Genomic DNA, 15,176 nt, shown 5'->3' on the forward strand with positions numbered 1-15,176 from the left:
GCTCGGGGCGTTCCCGCCTCCAGAGCAACGGCTGAATTAACGCCAACAGCGGACTTGGTCACGGCCTCGACCGCTTTCGGTTTCGCCACTTTCTTTTTCAGAGTCGATGGCCGTTTTTTGGCCTTCGGCGGCGCCTTCGCCGGGACTTTGGGCGTCGGTTCACTCTGTGCCGCTTCTGCCGCCGGTTTCCCGCTTGCGGCCATATCTGGCTGCACGGCTTCCGCAACTGGCTCAGGCGCTTCGCTAGCGACACCCTCCTGCCTCGTCGCCCCAGAAACCTTGTCAACGGCATCAGCCTGCGCGACTATCTTTGCCGGCTCCGCTTCCACCCGGGCCGAAGCATCTGCTGCTGTTGGCGTAAGGCTGACGCAGGGGCGGCCTCTGCCAAGCCAGCGACAACCCGATCTGCACCGCCAGCCCCACCGCTTCCAGAGGAGGGCGGGGTCGACGCATTGCCGGCTGCTGGCGTGCCTTTCCCTCTGGATGGCTTTTTCCTGAATAGCTGCATCAACAGCAGAACGATGCCGCGAACAAAATAGAACAGCATGGTCACGATGGTGATCAGCTTGCCCCACACCCCAATCCAGAGCGGTGTCGAATCGGCTACCGGCTTTGGCTGCGCCGAACTCATCGCTGCTGCCGTACCGCCCGGCATCAGCTCTTCATAGCTCTTCATGGTCACCCCGGCGGGACAGGTTGCCGCGGCAACCTCCACCAGATCCTTGCTCGCCTTGATGCAGCCCAGTGGGATCACGATCAGGGTCAGCACCGTGGAGACCAGCACACCTGAGGCCAGCGAGATTGCCATACCCTGGAAGATCGGATCGAAAAAGATCACAGAGGAACCCGCCACCAGCGCAAGGGCAGTGATCAGGATAGGCCGGGTGCGAGTCTTGCAGGACTGGATCACCGCCTCCACCACCGGTTCACCCTGCTGGATCTGATGGATCGAGAAGTCGACCAGCAGGATCGAGTTACGCACGATGATGCCCGCCAGGGCGATCCAGCCGATCATTGAGGTGGCGGTAAACTCGCCGCCCGCACCAAAGTGGAAGAACACGAAGTGGGCAGGAATGATGCCCAGCAGGGTCAGCGGGATTGGCGCCATGATCAACGCCGGGATGCGGAAGTTACCGAACTCCCAGACCACCAGTACATAGATCAACACCAGCGCCACCATGAACGCTGCGCCCATGTCGCGGAAGGTCTCGTAGGTCACTGTCCACTCGCCGGCCCACTCGATGGCGGAGGTGGTGTCATCCTTCGGTGGCCCCAGCCAGAAGCTCTCGAGCGCCACCCCGTCGGGGCTGATGTAGCCATCTTCTTTCAGCAGATCCTGCACCTGGAACATACCGTAGACCGGCGCCGCCAACTTGCCACCGACCTCTGCCACCACGTACTCCACGTCGCGCAGATCCTTATGATAGATAATCGGCTCTTCAGTGACCAGCACAAACTGCCCCAACTCCCGCAACGGCACAGTGATGCCGCTGTCGGACTGAACCGGCAGATCGCCCAGACGAGTCACCTCGGAACGCTCTGCCAGGGGCACCTGGATCACGATATTGATCGGCTCATGCCCGGCGCGCTGTTTGACGTCACCCACCGGCGCACTGCCCAGCGCCATCGCCAGGTTGCGATTGATCGTCTCCACCGAAATACCGCGCCGCACTGCCTTCTCAGTATCCACCTCGAAACGCCAGTATTTGTAGGGATCGCGCATATAGTTGTCGACGTCCCTAAGACTTTCGGTGCGGCTGAAGATCTCGGTCAACTCACTCGCCACCTGGTGGCGCACCGCCTGGTTTGGGCCGTGGACCTCTGCAACCACCGACTGCAGCACCGGCGGACCTGGCGGCATCTCCACCACCGAGAATTTGACACCCGCCGGGATCCTCTTCTGCCGCTTCAGCTTCTCGGTCATATCGGTCAGCAGGCGCCGTGTATACACTGCAATATCGTGGCTACTCTCAGCACGCTTGCCCTTATGCGTCAGCTGCACCTGAACCTCGGCCTGCCAAGGATCCTGTCGCAGGTAGTAGTGACGCACCATTCCGTTAAAATCGAACGGGCGTGCAGTCCCCGCATAGACCTGCACCGCCATCACCTCGGGATGGACCCGGATCGCTTCCGCCATACGGTGCGCCAGGTTCGCGGTAACCGGCAGCGCGGTGCCTTCCGGCATGTCGAGCACCACCGCAAACTCGGGCTTGTTGTCCAACGGCAGCATCTTCACCGCCACCCACTTGAAGTAGAAGAACGAACAGGCGAACAGGAACGTCCCCCACATCACCAGCCGAAACAAGCGCGCTTTTCTCGGAGTCTCGATCATCGGCACCAGGACGCGACGAAACATCCTTTCCAACCTCTCCGCCTCCTTGTGCTCGCGCTCGCCGGCAGTCTTCAGGTAGCGCATCGAGGGGCGCAACCAGTGGGACATGGTGAGGTAGGGAGTGAAGACAAAGGCAGCAAATACCGAGATCAGCATCGCCGACGAACCCAGCGCCGGAATCGGCTCCATGTAGGGCCCCATCATGCCGGAGACAAATCCCATCGGCAGCAGCGCCGCGATAACAGTAAAGGTGGCCAGGATGGTTGGGTTACCCACCTCACGCACCGCATCCACCGCGGTGGCTACATCGGTCTTGCCCTCCTCCAGCCAGCGCCGGTAGATATTCTCCACCACCACGATCGCGTCATCCACCAGGATGCCAATGGAGAAGATCAGGGCAAACAGACTCACCCGATCGATGGTGTAGCCCATCAGCCAGGCGCTGAAGATGGTCATCAGCAGCACCACCGGGATAACCAGCACCACCACTATAGCGGGACGGAAGGCACGAAACGCCGCCAGCACCAGCAGGAAGACGAAGCCAGTGGCCACAAACAGCTTGAAGATCAGATCGCTGACCTTGTCATCGGCGGTCTTACCATAATCCCGGGTAATGCTGACCGCGACGTTATTGGGGATCAGAGTGCCTTTGAGTTTGTTGACCCGGGAGATGATCGAACTGGCCACGGTGACGCCGTTGGAGCCCTCTTTTTTGGCTACCGCGATGGTCACTGCAGGGACGCCATCGGCCCGGATATCGAGATTGCTGGCCTTGCCGGTGTAATAGGCCACCAGCTGCTTGGCATCTTCCGGCCCCTGGGTCACCCGCGCTANGTCATGCACATAGACCGGCACATCGTTATGCATGCCGACCATCAGACGGTTGATGTCGTCGGCAGAGCGCAGAAAGGCGCCGGTAGTCACATTAAACCGGCTATCACCGCCTTCGATGCCGCCCGCCTGCAGCTCGATATTGTTTTTCTTGATCGTCTGGGCAACCTGATCAATGCTGATGTTGAAGCCCGACAGACGCTCCGGATAGACCTCGACGGTCATCTGTTCACGCCGACCACCCACCACAAAACCGCTACCGGTGTCGGGCAGCTGCTTGATCGATTGCAGCACATCGTGGGCCAGCATGCGTAGCTGGCCATCGTCCACATCGGGGACTGAATCCCCATCCATATCCTTCGACCAGAGAGTCAGATTGACCACCGGCACATCGTCGATACCCTTGGCCTTCACCAGCGGTGGCATCACCCCCGGCGGAATCTTGTCCATGTTGGAGTCGAGCTTGTCATTCACCTTGACCAGCGAGGCCCCCATCTCCTCGCCCACCTCGAACTCGATGGTGACCACACCGCCACCACGCTGAGCGGCAGAGTAGACATGCTTGACCCGCGGGATCTCCGACATGATCCGTTCCAGCGGCTCGATCGCCAGGCTGGAGACCTGCTCCGCCGCCGCCCCCGGATACTGGACGAAGATGTCGACCATCGGCACCGAGATCTGAGGATCCTCCTGGCGCGGAGTCAGCATTAGGCCCATCAGCCCCATCATCATCATCGCGATGAAGAAGAGCGGCGACAGCGGCGACTCGATGAAGAACCGAGCGGTCCTGCCGGCTATGCCCAGGTGGGCCTCGTAATCGGGATCCATCGAGTGGAGCTGATCGTTGTGGTCGTCGTTCTGGCTCATATTCGCTCGCAAAGCCTCTGCAACAGAAGGGGCTGGGTCCCCTTACGAATAGCGAAAGAAAAGGCGCGGGAATTTGATCATCACCCACCTGCCTCTGTTTGGATAGCTGCTAACTAGCGCTGTGGCTGGGTCCAGCCGGCACTAACACCGACACCGGGGTTACGCAGCACCTGCTCGCCCGCCCGCAGACCGGAAAGCACCATGGTGTAACCACCAGGCAGCTCCTCACCGACACGGATCAGGCGCAACATCGGCTTGTCATCCTCGCCGATGACGTAGACCCCGGGCAGGCTACCGTTGTAGCGGATGGCGCTGGAGGGGATAACCGGATTGCTGCGGGTCGGCGCGTTGAAGTCCGGCACCTGCACCTTGGCGTACATGCCGGGTGCCGAGACCCCTTGCGGCAGGTCAAACTTGATGGTGACGGTGTGGCGCTGGGCGTCGGCCATAGGGAAGATCTGCGCCACCCTCACCGGGATCTCCTGGGAGCCAACATCCAGCTCGGCACGCAGCATCATCCTTCGCTAGACCGGGACGCAGCCGTCCGGGCACCTCCACAACGATCTGCAGGTACTCCACATCGCGTACTTGAGGAGCGGCTGCCCCGGCTGCACCGTGTCACCCACCTCGATAAACTTCTTCATGATAACGCCAGCAAATGGCGCAACACTCTTGGCGTCACGCAGCTTGGCATCGATCGCCCGGATCTCTGACTGGACCCGCAGGATGGTGTTCTGCGCCTGCTGGATACGGGTCTGCGAGGCATAGAGATCGGCGCCGCGCTCTGCATCACGATCACGCTCGCCAATCACATCCTCCATCTGACGGGTGAACATCTGATCAAACAGATTCGGCACCCCCATGCCACCAGGAGAATTTTTTGACTTCGGCGACCAAAGTTCTCGGGAGTATTGCACCCCGGCATTACGCAGCTGAGCATCGGCGTTGGCCAATTGCGCCAGTGCCGCCTGGCGCTTCGCCGAGAGCTCACTGTCATCCAGTTCGACCAGCAGATCATCCGACTTGAAGGCATCGCCCTCGATACCGGCCAGGTATTTGACCCGACCAGGCAGTTGCGCCGACAGAGTCACCTCCTTATAGGGCACCACCGTGCCGCCCAAAGAAACCTGGGTTACGCCCTGCGCCTGCTGCACCACGAAGCGATCACCGCTGCTGGCGTCATACTCCTGAGCCTGCGTGCTTGCCGATGCCGCAGCCAAGGCCATGCTAAGAGTAATAACCAACGTTTTTATTCTGTCACCCATAATCCTGCGCAACCTAGATGAGTATAAATATCCGAATCTTTATGAGAAATCTGCCAAATCCTCGGCTCAGCAGTGAGCCAGCGATCCGCCTGAGGAGAGGCTATCAGACACGCCCCATTACCGAAAAACTCTTGATGAAGGGACCAGCCATGCGTGGGTCCTTGAGCATCGAGGCGTAATCACCCACTTCAAAACGCATCTTGCGAGAGGTAAAAGCAACGCCCAATCCCATCATGCCCGGTGGCTTTGCCAACCACTTTTTCCACTGTGCTTCCGAAGCCCGGATGTCCCAGTTGAGTGCCTCTCCCTCATACTCCCCAGCAGAGGTCGCCTTGCCATTATCCACNACAGCACACCACGCGGCTGGGCATCGCCAACAAAACCATAGCCGATGACACTATTGAAACCGATTTGGGCCAGTGCGTCGGAGAGTTCTGGCTCGGCATTCCAGTGCTCCATGAAACCCTTCATCCATGCATCGGAAAAAAGATCAGCCATACCATCTCCACAAAATCCAAGGCGCTTTCCAGCAAACAGTAGAGGAACTGGAGTGATTTTGGCGTGAAAGTATCCCCGATGCCGATTACCAATGCAACAAAACAGACAGCCCGACACCCTGATATAAAGGCTATTTAAGCATCTGCACAAATACGACTTTTTTCGCGCGCGCCCTTTGACTTGTAACTTGGCATGCAATCCACAGAGACAAATTATCCCTGTAACCTAAATCTGGCTCGCGCTAGTATGTGGAAATCGCTAATTTTAAGGGAACGTCGAACAACCACCCGACATCATCGGCCTTGTTGAGGAGAAAGCACCCTATGCACCCCGCCGGAAAGATTATCGAATCGCGCCTGCAACACCTGGAAACCCACCTTGAACAGGAGAATCCCGTCCTGCTGGAGACGGTCAAAAGTTTCCGCACCCTGGACGAGATCGGCTTTAAACTCGGCCTACTCGAAGGCGACAACTCCTATTCCATGCAGATCCCCTGGTGGCCGCTGATCTCGATTCTCGGCACCTTTTCGGCGGGCAAATCGACCTTCATCAACCACTACATCGGCCACAAGATCCAGCGCTCCGGCAACCAGGCGGTGGACGACAAATTCACCGTGATCTGCTACAGCCGGGAGGAGACCGGCCACGCCCTGCCCGGTGTCGCGCTCGACTCCGACCCGCGCTTCCCCTTCTATCAGATGTCCGATGAGATCGAGAAGGTGGCCACCGGCGAGGGCGCCCGCATCGACGCCTACCTGCAGCTCAAGACCTGCCCCAGCGACAAGCTGCGCGGCAAAATCGTCATCGACTCTCCCGGCTTTGACGCCGATGCGCAACGCACCGCCACCCTGCGCATCACCGACCATATCATCGGCCTGTCGGATCTGGTGTTGGTCTTCTTCGATGCGCGTCACCCGGAACCGGGCGCCATGCGCGACACCCTCGACCACCTGATCGACGACACTATCAACCGCCCCGACTCCGGCAAGTTCCTCTACATTCTCAACCAGATCGACACCACCGCCCGCGAGAACAATCCGGAAGACGTAATCGCTGCCTGGCAACGCGCCCTGGGTGAGCGCGGCCTCACCGCAGGACGCTTCTACACCATCTACAGTCCAGAGGCGGCGATACCGATCGAAGATACTGCCCTGCGAGAACGTTACGAGCAGAAACGCGACCAGGACCTGAAAGATATCCACGGCCGCATGGAGGAGGTCGAGATCGAGCGCGCCTATCGCATCGTCGGCGCCCTCGAAAAGACCGCGCGCGACATCGAGGAGCGCAGCATCCCGCTGGTCGCCAAGACCCTGAAGAGGTGGCGCAAACGAGTCTTCTGGGGGGATGGCGTGCTGATCGGAGGCCTGCTCGCACTGCTGCTCTTCTTCAGCATCAAGGCCAATTACTGGAAAGGTTTCAGCTTCACCCCGCCCTGGCTGCTCGACGCGGCAGGCAACCCGATCTTCAACCCATGGCTGCTACTGATCCCGCTGCTGCTGGTGTTCGGCGCGATCCACTTCAGTGTCCGCTCACTGGCAGCAAAGAGCCTGATTGCCAGCCTGCACAAACAGAGCGAAGCGGCCGGCCTGCTGTGCAACCCGCTCGGCAGCTTCCTGCGCAGCACCAAACCCTGGCGCAGTATGCTCATGCGCGCTCCCGCAGGCTGGGGACGTCGCACACGTGCCCGCCTGACCGAGGTGATCAAGTCGACTGACAACTATGTGCAGACCCTCAACGACCGCTTCACCAATCCGTCGGGTAACAGCCTGAAGACCGCACACCATTCTGCAGCACCGGAGGATTCCACTGATACTGCTCCAGCAGAGGAGATAGCGACCGCTCAGGAGCAGAACGCATAGAGAAAATAGCCGCGGCAGTGCCTCCAAACCGACACTGCCGCGGCCGGAGACACAAGTAACTGATTACGCCTGCTGAGCGTTACAGAGAGTAGGCCTTGTAGTTGCAACCTTCGCTTTTGCACTGGTAGAGCGCCTGGTTTGCCTCTGTGTAGAGCTGTTCCACCAATTCAGCCGGTGAGCGCAGCCGGCTCTTCTGCCGATCCAACATCGATACCCCTACACTCAGGCTGAGGTTGGGCCGGCCAATCTCCACACCAAGATCGATCAGCGCAAAACGCTCCTGGATCCGCTGTGCCAGCAGATGCGCACCCTCCAACTGGGAATCTGGCATCAGCACCACAAACTCCTCTCCCCCAATCCGCGCCACCAGATCACCGCCACGCGCCTCTGCCTTGAGGATCTCCGCGATACGGCAGAGCAGGCGATCCCCCACCGCAAAACCCCACTCTTCATTGACCCGCTTGAAGTAGTCCACATCGAGCAGCAGCAGACTGCAGGCGAAATCGTGGCGCAGCACCTGGGCCAGCATCCTACCCGCCTCATCGAAAAAGAAGCGCCGATTGTGCAGGCCAGTCAGCCCATCGATGGCAGCGAGCCGCTCATAGCGTTGTCGCAGCTGCTCCGCCTCCCGCAGCGCCGCACGCAACTCCACGGTGCGCTGATCCACGACATACTCCAGGTCATGCAGCAGCCGATGATTGTGCAACATCTGTCCCAGCATGCTGCAGAAGAGGCTGATGGTGTGTTGCTGCCAGGGCTCAAAATAATCGTTCATCGGATGGGAGGCGTTGAGTACACCGAGAGTCCGATCCCCCATCTTGATCGGCACACAGACCAGTGACCCCGGCCGCCCTACCTCTTCATCGGGAAAGGGTTTGTAGGCAGGGCTCTGCTGACAATCGTTGCAATATTGCAGGTCCCCGGTCTGGGCTGCGATGCCGATGATCCCCTCCCCCAGCCCGAAATGCATCTGTGACGAGCCGCGACTGACATGCATCTGGATCCCGGCCCTCCTGGTATGAATTTCCGACATGCTGGTTCCCGCAACACAGCGCAGCTCGCCCTGTTCCAGGAAAAACACCGAGCAACTTTCCAGGTTCTGGTAACGCACCAGCTGTTCAAGCGCCTGCTCGACCAGCTCCTCTTCGGTCAGCCGCGCCATATCGATCCGCGATAGGGCACGCAATGCCGATAGCGAATCGAGCAGGTTGAAGAACCGCTCGCGAAGATCCATTGATACCTGACTGAAGGAGAAATCCACCACACTACCTCTAAGGAGCCCCTGAATGAATCATGGATGGCAGCCTTGCGGTCCAAATTTCCCGCTGCTGCGTTGAAAATCTTGGCAATAGTCCGGCTATTACCTGCAATTTCCGCCTTGCAGCGGAAAATTCAGCCTCACAATTCTGCTCACCCAGCTTCATTCAGAGGCACCCTAACTCACCAGCAGACCCGCTAGCGCTTGTATCGCATCCTGCTGTTGCACAAACTCTTCATCCATCCGCTGCAGTTGCTCTGTTGCCGGCAAACCAGACGGCCGGCCGTCGCCCAACTTGGCAAAGGATTCACCACGCATTGAGATCAGCACCAAGGCCTCAGCCGCCATCACCAGGGGAGTCTCTGCCGGTACGCGCCTCCCCTCCTTAACACCAGAACAGCCGGCGAGAACCGCCACCACCTCCGCTGGAAGGTGCCAGCGGTCAGCCAGCCAAACGCCGGCATCCTGTGCCGTAATCCCCAACGACTGCCGCTCCAGCTGTGCAGAATCGAGCTCCGGCCGCCGCTCCACCTCACTCAATACCTGCGAATAGACGTGTGGAAACTCATGCGCCAGCAGCAACTGCCCCAGATCCAACAGCAGGCCACAGAGGTAGGCCCGATCCGGGTCTGTCACCTCATCACCGCTATCAAGCTCACTCAGGCGACGCGCCAAAAAAGCGGTGGCCAGTGATTTGTACCAGTAACGATCGAGCAGAAAAGCCGGACACTGATGGGTATCGAAGGCACCGGCCAGCACGATACTGAACGCCAGGCTCTTCACCATCTTCAGCCCCAGCACCCGAATGATCGCCGCCTCCACCGTCAGCACCGGGCTGGGTAGTGCAAAATAGGCCGAGTTGGCGAGCCCCAGCAGACGCCCGGTCAACCCCGGATCCTGCCCAATCACCTCAGCCAGCTCCTTGAGCTCCACATCCTCCCGCGGCAACAGCTCCAGCAGCTGCGACGCCGTTGCCGACAGTGGCGGCAGATGCTTGACCCGCAACACCCTCTCTTTCGCCATCAGCTGTGCAGACATCCAGACTCCCCTACTCATCTTGACATCCATAAAGATCGGCCTGGCAAACCGTTCCTTTAACCCGCACCCCGTCCACATTCGCTTATTTACCCCTCCAGTTCATACCCGATCCCGACAGGTGTATTGATGACACTATCTTGGTGTACACTTCACACTAAATAGCGCCACACCAGACACCGCCCACTCCGACCCATGTACCAGAATGCACCCTACACTTACCGCCACCCCCACCCGGCAGTCACCACCGACGTGGTGCTGTTCACTATCCGCGAAGGGGAACTGCAGCTACTGCTGATCCAGCGTGCCAATGCGCCCTACAGTGGCATGTGGGCGCTGCCCGGCGGCTTTCTTGAGATCGACGAAGATCTTGAGCACTGCGCCAAGCGGGAACTGGAGGAGGAGACAGGCATCAGTGGCATCTATCTGGAGCAGCTCTACACCTTCGGCAGGCCCGATCGGGACCCGCGCGAACGGGTGATCAGCGTCACCTACTATGCCCTGACCCCCTCCGACCGGCTCACACCCAAGGCCGCCAGCGATGCCAAAGCGACCGACTGGTTCCCGCTCAACACCCTGCCAGCGCTGGCCTTCGACCATGCAGAGATCATCGCCCTGGCCCAGCAGCGGCTGATCGCCAAGCTCGACTACTCCACCATTGCCTTTCAGTTCATGGAGGCGCAGTTCACCCTGAGTCAGCTGCAATCGGTCTACGAGATCCTGCTCGGCACCCGACTGGACAAACGCAACTTCCGCAAGCGCATGCTCGCCCTCGGCCAGATCGAGGAGACCGGCGAGCAACATCGCACCGGCAACCATCGCCCCGCCCGCGTCTATCGGGTAAAAAACCCGAAGCGGGTAGAGATCATCAAATGAACCCAACACCGAGACCTGACATGAGCGCCAACGCCCCATCCATCACTGTCGACCTGCCCACCATCAAGGTCCCCGACCATCCCCAGTGGCCCGCGCTATCGGCTGCGGAGAAAGAGGCACTCAAGACAGAGATCAAGACGCTTTTGAAACAGCGCAACGCGGTACTAGTCGCCCACTACTACACCGACGCCGATCTGCAGGCGCTGGCCGAGGAGACTGGCGGCTGTGTCGCCGACTCCCTGGAGATGGCCCGCTTCGGCGCCGAGCAGGAGGCCGAAACCCTGGTGGTCTGCGGAGTGCGATTCATGGGCGAGACCTCGAAGATCCTCAACCCGGAGAAGCAGGTCATCATGCCCGACCTGGCGGCCACCTGCTCCCTCGACGAGGGCTGTCCGGCGGATCAGTTCAGCGCTTTCTGCGACCAGTACCCTGACCACACCGTAGTGGTCTATGCCAACACCAGTGTCGAGGTAAAGGCGCGCTCCGACTGGGTGGTCACCTCCGGCATCGCCCTGCCCATCGTGCAGCATCTGGCCGAGCGTGGCGAAAAGATTCTGTGGGCGCCAGACCGCCACCTGGGCCACTATGTGCAGCATATCAGCGGTGCGGAGATGATCTTCTGGCCTGGCTCCTGCGTGGTCCACGAGGAGTTCAAATCGGTGGCGCTAGAACGAACCCGCCGCCTGCACCCCAATGCAGCGGTACTGGTACACCCGGAGTCACCGCAGAACATCGTCGATCAAGCCGATGTGATCGGCTCTACTACCGCGCTGATCAAGGCGGTCAAAGAGATGAAGAACAGGGAGTTCATCGTCGCTACCGACGGCGGCATCTTCTACAAGATGCAGCAGATGGCGCCGGACAAGGTACTGATCGAGGCCCCCACCGCCGGCGAGGGCGCGACCTGTGTCAGTTGCGCCCACTGTCCCTGGATGGGGATGAACTCACTGCAGAATCTAGCGCAGGTGTTGCGCAGTGGTGAGAACGCCATTGAGATCGATCCGGCCGTACGGGAGCGGGCGGTGAAACCGATCCAGCGTATGCTCGACTTCGCCAAAACCCACGGCATCGGTATGCAAAACAAGGGCAACGCCTGATCGCCCCCCATCACTCCAGCAGTGATGGGGCGACAGCCGCGACGGCGAAAGGGTGTATCAGCCCTCATCCATGCCGTACTTCTTCAGCTTGCGCCACAGCGAGACCCGGTCGATACCGAGGATCTGTGCCGCACGGGTACGGTTTCCACCGCTGCGTTCCAGCACATAACGAATGTAGTCGGTCTCGCGCTCCGCCAGAGTGGGTAGACGCCCGGCCTCTTCCCGCACCACCTGCATCGTCCGCTCGGTGAGGCTCGGCGGCAGGCTGGCGTCGGTTAGTTCACTGCCGTGTGCCAACGCCACACCGCGCTCGATGATGTTCTCCAGTTCACGGATGTTGCCCGGATAGTCGTAGGCCTGCAACGCAGCCATCGCCGCCGGTTCGATCTCTTCCACATGGCGCCCCATGCGCGCTACATATTTGCGTAGAAAGTAGAAGGCCAGCAGCGGGATATCGTCACGGCGCTGCGCCAGCGGCGGCAACTGCAGGCCAACTACGTCGAGCCGGTAGTAGAGATCCTGACGAAACCGTCCAGCGGCAACCTCAGCTCGCAGATCCCGGTGACTGGCAGCGATCAGCCGGATGTCCACCGCAATCGGGTGGCTCGCCCCCAGCCGTACCAGCTCCCGTTCCTGGATCACCCGCAGCAGTTTGATCTGCATCGCCGATGACATCTCGGCGATCTCATCGAGAAACAAGGTACCACCCTGGGCACTCTCAATCAGTCCCGGACGCGCCTCACTGGCCCCGGTATAGGCGCCCTTTTCGTGACCGAACAGCTCATTGGCCAGCAGCTCCTCCTGCAAAGCACCGCAGTTGAGCGCCTGAAAACAGCCTTCACGCCGCCCACTGTGGCCATGGATATAGCGCGCCAGCAACTCCTTACCGGTACCGCTCTCTCCCCCGATTAGCACCGTGGTATCGGTGGCAGCAACCTGCCGGGCAGTATCCAGCAGGCGCAGCATACCGGCATCCTGGGTAATAATGGTGGGACCAGCCTGCTCTTGGTTTAACTGCCTCTTGAGCTGGCGGTTCTCACGTTTCAGCCGCACCAGCTCCAGGGCAGTACGCACCACCTCGCGCACCTCGTCCAAGCGAAATGGCTTGGCAATGTAGTGGAAGGCCCCCGCCTTCATCGCTGCCACCGCCGAATCGAGCGTGGCATAACCAGTAATCAATACCACCGCCGTTTCCGGCTGTAACTCTTTGACTCGCCGCAGGATCGCCATGCCATCGACCCGTTCCATACGCAGGTCGCTCAGCACCAGATCGAACTCTTGGCTCTCCAGCAGCTCAAACGCGGCACTGCTGCTGGTACGTGTGGTCACCTCGTGTCCCGCCTTACGACAGACATGGGCCAAATTCTCCACCGCCGCCACCTCATCATCGACGATCAGGATACGCGCCGCCTCACTCATCGGCCGATACCTCCCCCGGCAGCAGCAGGATCACCTGTGTCCCTTCCCCCTCACGGGAGGTGATGGCAAGACAGCCATCGTGCTCACGTACAATCTCCTGCACGATGAACAATCCAAGGCCGACACCCTGCCCTGGCTCGCCGGTTGTAAAGAAGGGGTCGAGGACCCGCCCAAGGTGCTCGGCCGGTATCCCAGGACCATCATCAGCCACCAGGATCTCGACAAAGCGCCCCTGCTCATTGGTGATGCACTTTAGGTTGCCGGCCACCTCCGCCCCCACCGGGATCATCGCCACACCACGCTCGCAGAGCACTGCGCTGATGCGCAGTCGGGCCCCCTCTCCGGTGGCATGCAAGGCATTCTGGATCAGATTGATGAAGAGCTGCTGCAGGCGCTGTTGTCGGCCTCCAGGGTGAGCTCGGCGGGGACATTGACGCTGAGATGGGCGCGATGCTGACGCAGCATGTTGTCGATGATGATGCGAGTCTCCTCGATCAGATCGAGCAACTTCAGCCGCTGCTTGCGGAACAGCCGCTGATCACCAAAGTCGAGCATGCTGCGCACAATTTTTCGACCGCGCTCGGTTTCACTGTCGATCTGGCGCAACCATCCCTGAAGCTGTGCAGGCTCCGCCTCCTCCAACTCCTCCATCAGCAGCTGGCAGGAGGAGGAGATATTGGAGAGCGGGTTGTTCAACTCATGGGCGATACCGGCGGAGAGAACCCCCAGGGAGGCGAGCTTCTCCGACTGCAGCAGACGTCGGCGGCGGACCTCCAGCTCTTTGAGCATGCGGTTAATGCCTCAGTGAAAGCAATGAACTCGCGGTCGCCGGAGGGGGTGTCGAGCCGGTCGAAACGCCCCTCAGCGATCAATGCCAACCCCGACTCCAGCTGCCGAAGCGGGTTGACCACGGCACGCCTGAGCTTGCGTCCGACAATAAATATCGACAGGCCGATCAACACCAGAAAGATGAAAAGAAACCATTGCGACTCCTGAATTACCGCCGTCAGCAGGTGCCGCTCGCGCGTGGAAGCAGACTCGACCACCAGATAGAGCTGACGGCCGAGGCGACGCAGATCCTGATGTAGCGCATCCCGCCGCTCAGCCGCTACCGACTGCCACTGACGCAGATGCTCACGATAGACCTGTAACGCCTGGCGCATCTGCGCCTGCTCATCCTGGCCAATGCTCTCACGCAACGCAGCCCCCTCACGCTGCAGGATCTGCTGCGCACGCAGCGCCTGACGGTCGGTATCGGCCAGCGCCCGTTCACCGGCATAGAGGAACAGATTCTTCTCTTCACGGCGCATCTCAAGAATCGCATCGTTGAGCGCCGTGACTATCTCACCCTCTGTCACCTGCCGCTGCAGAAACAGCAGATCGGAGAAGGCAATGATAGCGAGCACCACTGTACTCATCACCAGGGCGATGTAGGCGCCTCTGATCTTGCCCTGCAGACTGCTCATCTTTGCCCAACCGCTGTCACAAAACACAACCCCGCGTTACATATTGCAACAACTCTATCAGCTTCCTGAATCCCCTGCATTTCCCACATATTCACGGAACCACCAAAACAGGCGTTGCAACAAGCAACAGTAAGCCTCGCAGCAGTCAGAAAATGCATTAAAGAAACAACCACTTGCCGACAAAAAAACTGGCATGGCTGTTGCTATATCAGCAACAATTGACTTACACGGGAGACAACCATGAAGCGACTTAACACCGAACTGAAGCGTATTCTTTCCGCCCTAGCGCTGCAGCACGCCGGTGACTACCTGCCGATGCGCGAAAAGCTCTCAGCGCTAGGCGGTAGTGACGCCAGTCCCCGACAAGCAGAGC

Annotated in this window: 10 protein-coding genes and 2 pseudogenes; 3 read left to right on the forward strand and 9 right to left on the reverse strand. The window is 59.8% G+C overall.

Features of this window, described 5'->3' with window-relative positions; translation table 11 throughout:
* Positions 1–304 precede the first annotated feature (304 nt).
* The 3 genes and pseudogenes from RIFP1SYM_RS01805 to RIFP1SYM_RS17285 all read right to left on the reverse strand — a co-directional run bounded on the left by RIFP1SYM_RS01805 (position 305) and on the right by RIFP1SYM_RS17285 (position 5,793).
* A complete protein-coding gene (locus RIFP1SYM_RS01805) occupies positions 305–4,030 on the reverse strand; it encodes an efflux RND transporter permease subunit (protein WP_039959560.1) in 3,726 nt (1,241 codons plus the stop codon).
* A gap of 113 nt (positions 4,031–4,143) precedes the next feature.
* A pseudogene (locus RIFP1SYM_RS01810) lies at positions 4,144–5,256 on the reverse strand (efflux RND transporter periplasmic adaptor subunit).
* Between the two features lie 142 nt (positions 5,257–5,398).
* Positions 5,399–5,793 (reverse strand): annotated as a pseudogene (locus RIFP1SYM_RS17285) (SCP-2 sterol transfer family protein).
* 323 nt (positions 5,794–6,116) lie between these two features.
* Between RIFP1SYM_RS17285 and RIFP1SYM_RS01820 the strand changes: the two are divergent.
* On the forward strand, positions 6,117–7,652 hold the full coding sequence (locus RIFP1SYM_RS01820) for a dynamin family protein (RefSeq protein ID WP_006473638.1): 1,536 nt from the start codon (positions 6,117–6,119) through the stop codon (positions 7,650–7,652).
* A gap of 79 nt (positions 7,653–7,731) precedes the next feature.
* Here RIFP1SYM_RS01820 and RIFP1SYM_RS01825 read toward each other — a convergent pair whose 3' ends face one another.
* Entirely contained in the window at positions 7,732–8,913 is a 1,182-nt protein-coding gene (locus RIFP1SYM_RS01825) for a GGDEF domain-containing protein (protein WP_138921694.1), read from the reverse strand.
* Between the two features lie 174 nt (positions 8,914–9,087).
* Complete coding sequence (locus tag RIFP1SYM_RS01830) at positions 9,088–9,948, reverse strand: HDOD domain-containing protein (RefSeq protein ID WP_006473636.1); 861 nt, start codon at positions 9,946–9,948, stop codon at positions 9,088–9,090.
* Between the two features lie 192 nt (positions 9,949–10,140).
* Between RIFP1SYM_RS01830 and RIFP1SYM_RS01835 the strand changes: the two genes are divergently transcribed.
* Positions 10,141–10,821, forward strand: coding sequence for an NUDIX hydrolase (locus RIFP1SYM_RS01835; protein ID WP_005958933.1), 681 nt, complete (start codon positions 10,141–10,143; stop codon positions 10,819–10,821).
* 20 nt (positions 10,822–10,841) lie between these two features.
* Positions 10,842–11,918 (forward strand): quinolinate synthase NadA, encoded by a 1,077-nt coding sequence (nadA, locus tag RIFP1SYM_RS01840; RefSeq protein ID WP_420855209.1) that lies wholly within the window; start codon positions 10,842–10,844, stop codon positions 11,916–11,918.
* Between the two features lie 57 nt (positions 11,919–11,975).
* On the opposite strand, the gene RIFP1SYM_RS01845 is transcribed toward nadA, so the two are convergent.
* The 4 genes from RIFP1SYM_RS01845 to RIFP1SYM_RS01860 are packed head-to-tail and all read right to left on the reverse strand — an operon-like array spanning position 11,976 to position 14,803.
* Entirely contained in the window at positions 11,976–13,337 is a 1,362-nt protein-coding gene (locus RIFP1SYM_RS01845; RefSeq protein ID WP_005958935.1) for a sigma-54-dependent transcriptional regulator, read from the reverse strand.
* Positions 13,330–13,692 (reverse strand): ATP-binding protein, encoded by a 363-nt coding sequence (locus RIFP1SYM_RS01850; RefSeq protein ID WP_005958936.1) that lies wholly within the window; start codon positions 13,690–13,692, stop codon positions 13,330–13,332. The genes RIFP1SYM_RS01845 and RIFP1SYM_RS01850 overlap by 8 nt, the downstream gene beginning before the upstream one ends.
* 11 nt (positions 13,693–13,703) lie before the next feature.
* Positions 13,704–14,126 carry a sensor histidine kinase gene (locus RIFP1SYM_RS01855; RefSeq protein WP_005958937.1) on the reverse strand — a complete coding sequence of 141 codons (423 nt, stop codon included), beginning with the start codon at positions 14,124–14,126 and terminating at the stop codon, positions 13,704–13,706.
* Entirely contained in the window at positions 14,030–14,803 is a 774-nt protein-coding gene (locus tag RIFP1SYM_RS01860) for a methyl-accepting chemotaxis protein (RefSeq protein WP_139042033.1), read from the reverse strand. The genes RIFP1SYM_RS01855 and RIFP1SYM_RS01860 overlap by 97 nt, the downstream gene beginning before the upstream one ends.
* Positions 14,804–15,176: the final 373 nt, after the last annotated feature.

Origin of the sequence: endosymbiont of Riftia pachyptila (vent Ph05) (genome assembly GCF_000224455.1) — a bacterium.
Taxonomy (GTDB): Bacteria; Pseudomonadota; Gammaproteobacteria; order Chromatiales; family Chromatiaceae; genus Endoriftia; species Endoriftia persephonae.

Bases quoted from the DNA above. Each gene is read 5' to 3' on its own strand.
- RIFP1SYM_RS01835 (WP_005958933.1), top strand. From the start codon at position 10,141: ATGTACCAGAATGCACCCTACACTTACCGCCACCCCCACCCGGCAGTC.
- RIFP1SYM_RS01860 (WP_139042033.1), bottom strand. From the start codon at position 14,803: ATGAGCAGTCTGCAGGGCAAGATCAGAGGCGCCTACATCGCCCTGGTG.
- nadA (WP_420855209.1), top strand. From the start codon at position 10,842: ATGAGCGCCAACGCCCCATCCATCACTGTCGACCTGCCCACCATCAAG.
- RIFP1SYM_RS01830 (WP_006473636.1), bottom strand. From the start codon at position 9,948: ATGTCTGCACAGCTGATGGCGAAAGAGAGGGTGTTGCGGGTCAAGCAT.
- RIFP1SYM_RS01820 (WP_006473638.1), top strand. From the start codon at position 6,117: ATGCACCCCGCCGGAAAGATTATCGAATCGCGCCTGCAACACCTGGAA.
- RIFP1SYM_RS01855 (WP_005958937.1), bottom strand. From the start codon at position 14,126: ATGCTCAAAGAGCTGGAGGTCCGCCGCCGACGTCTGCTGCAGTCGGAG.
- RIFP1SYM_RS01845 (WP_005958935.1), bottom strand. From the start codon at position 13,337: ATGAGTGAGGCGGCGCGTATCCTGATCGTCGATGATGAGGTGGCGGCG.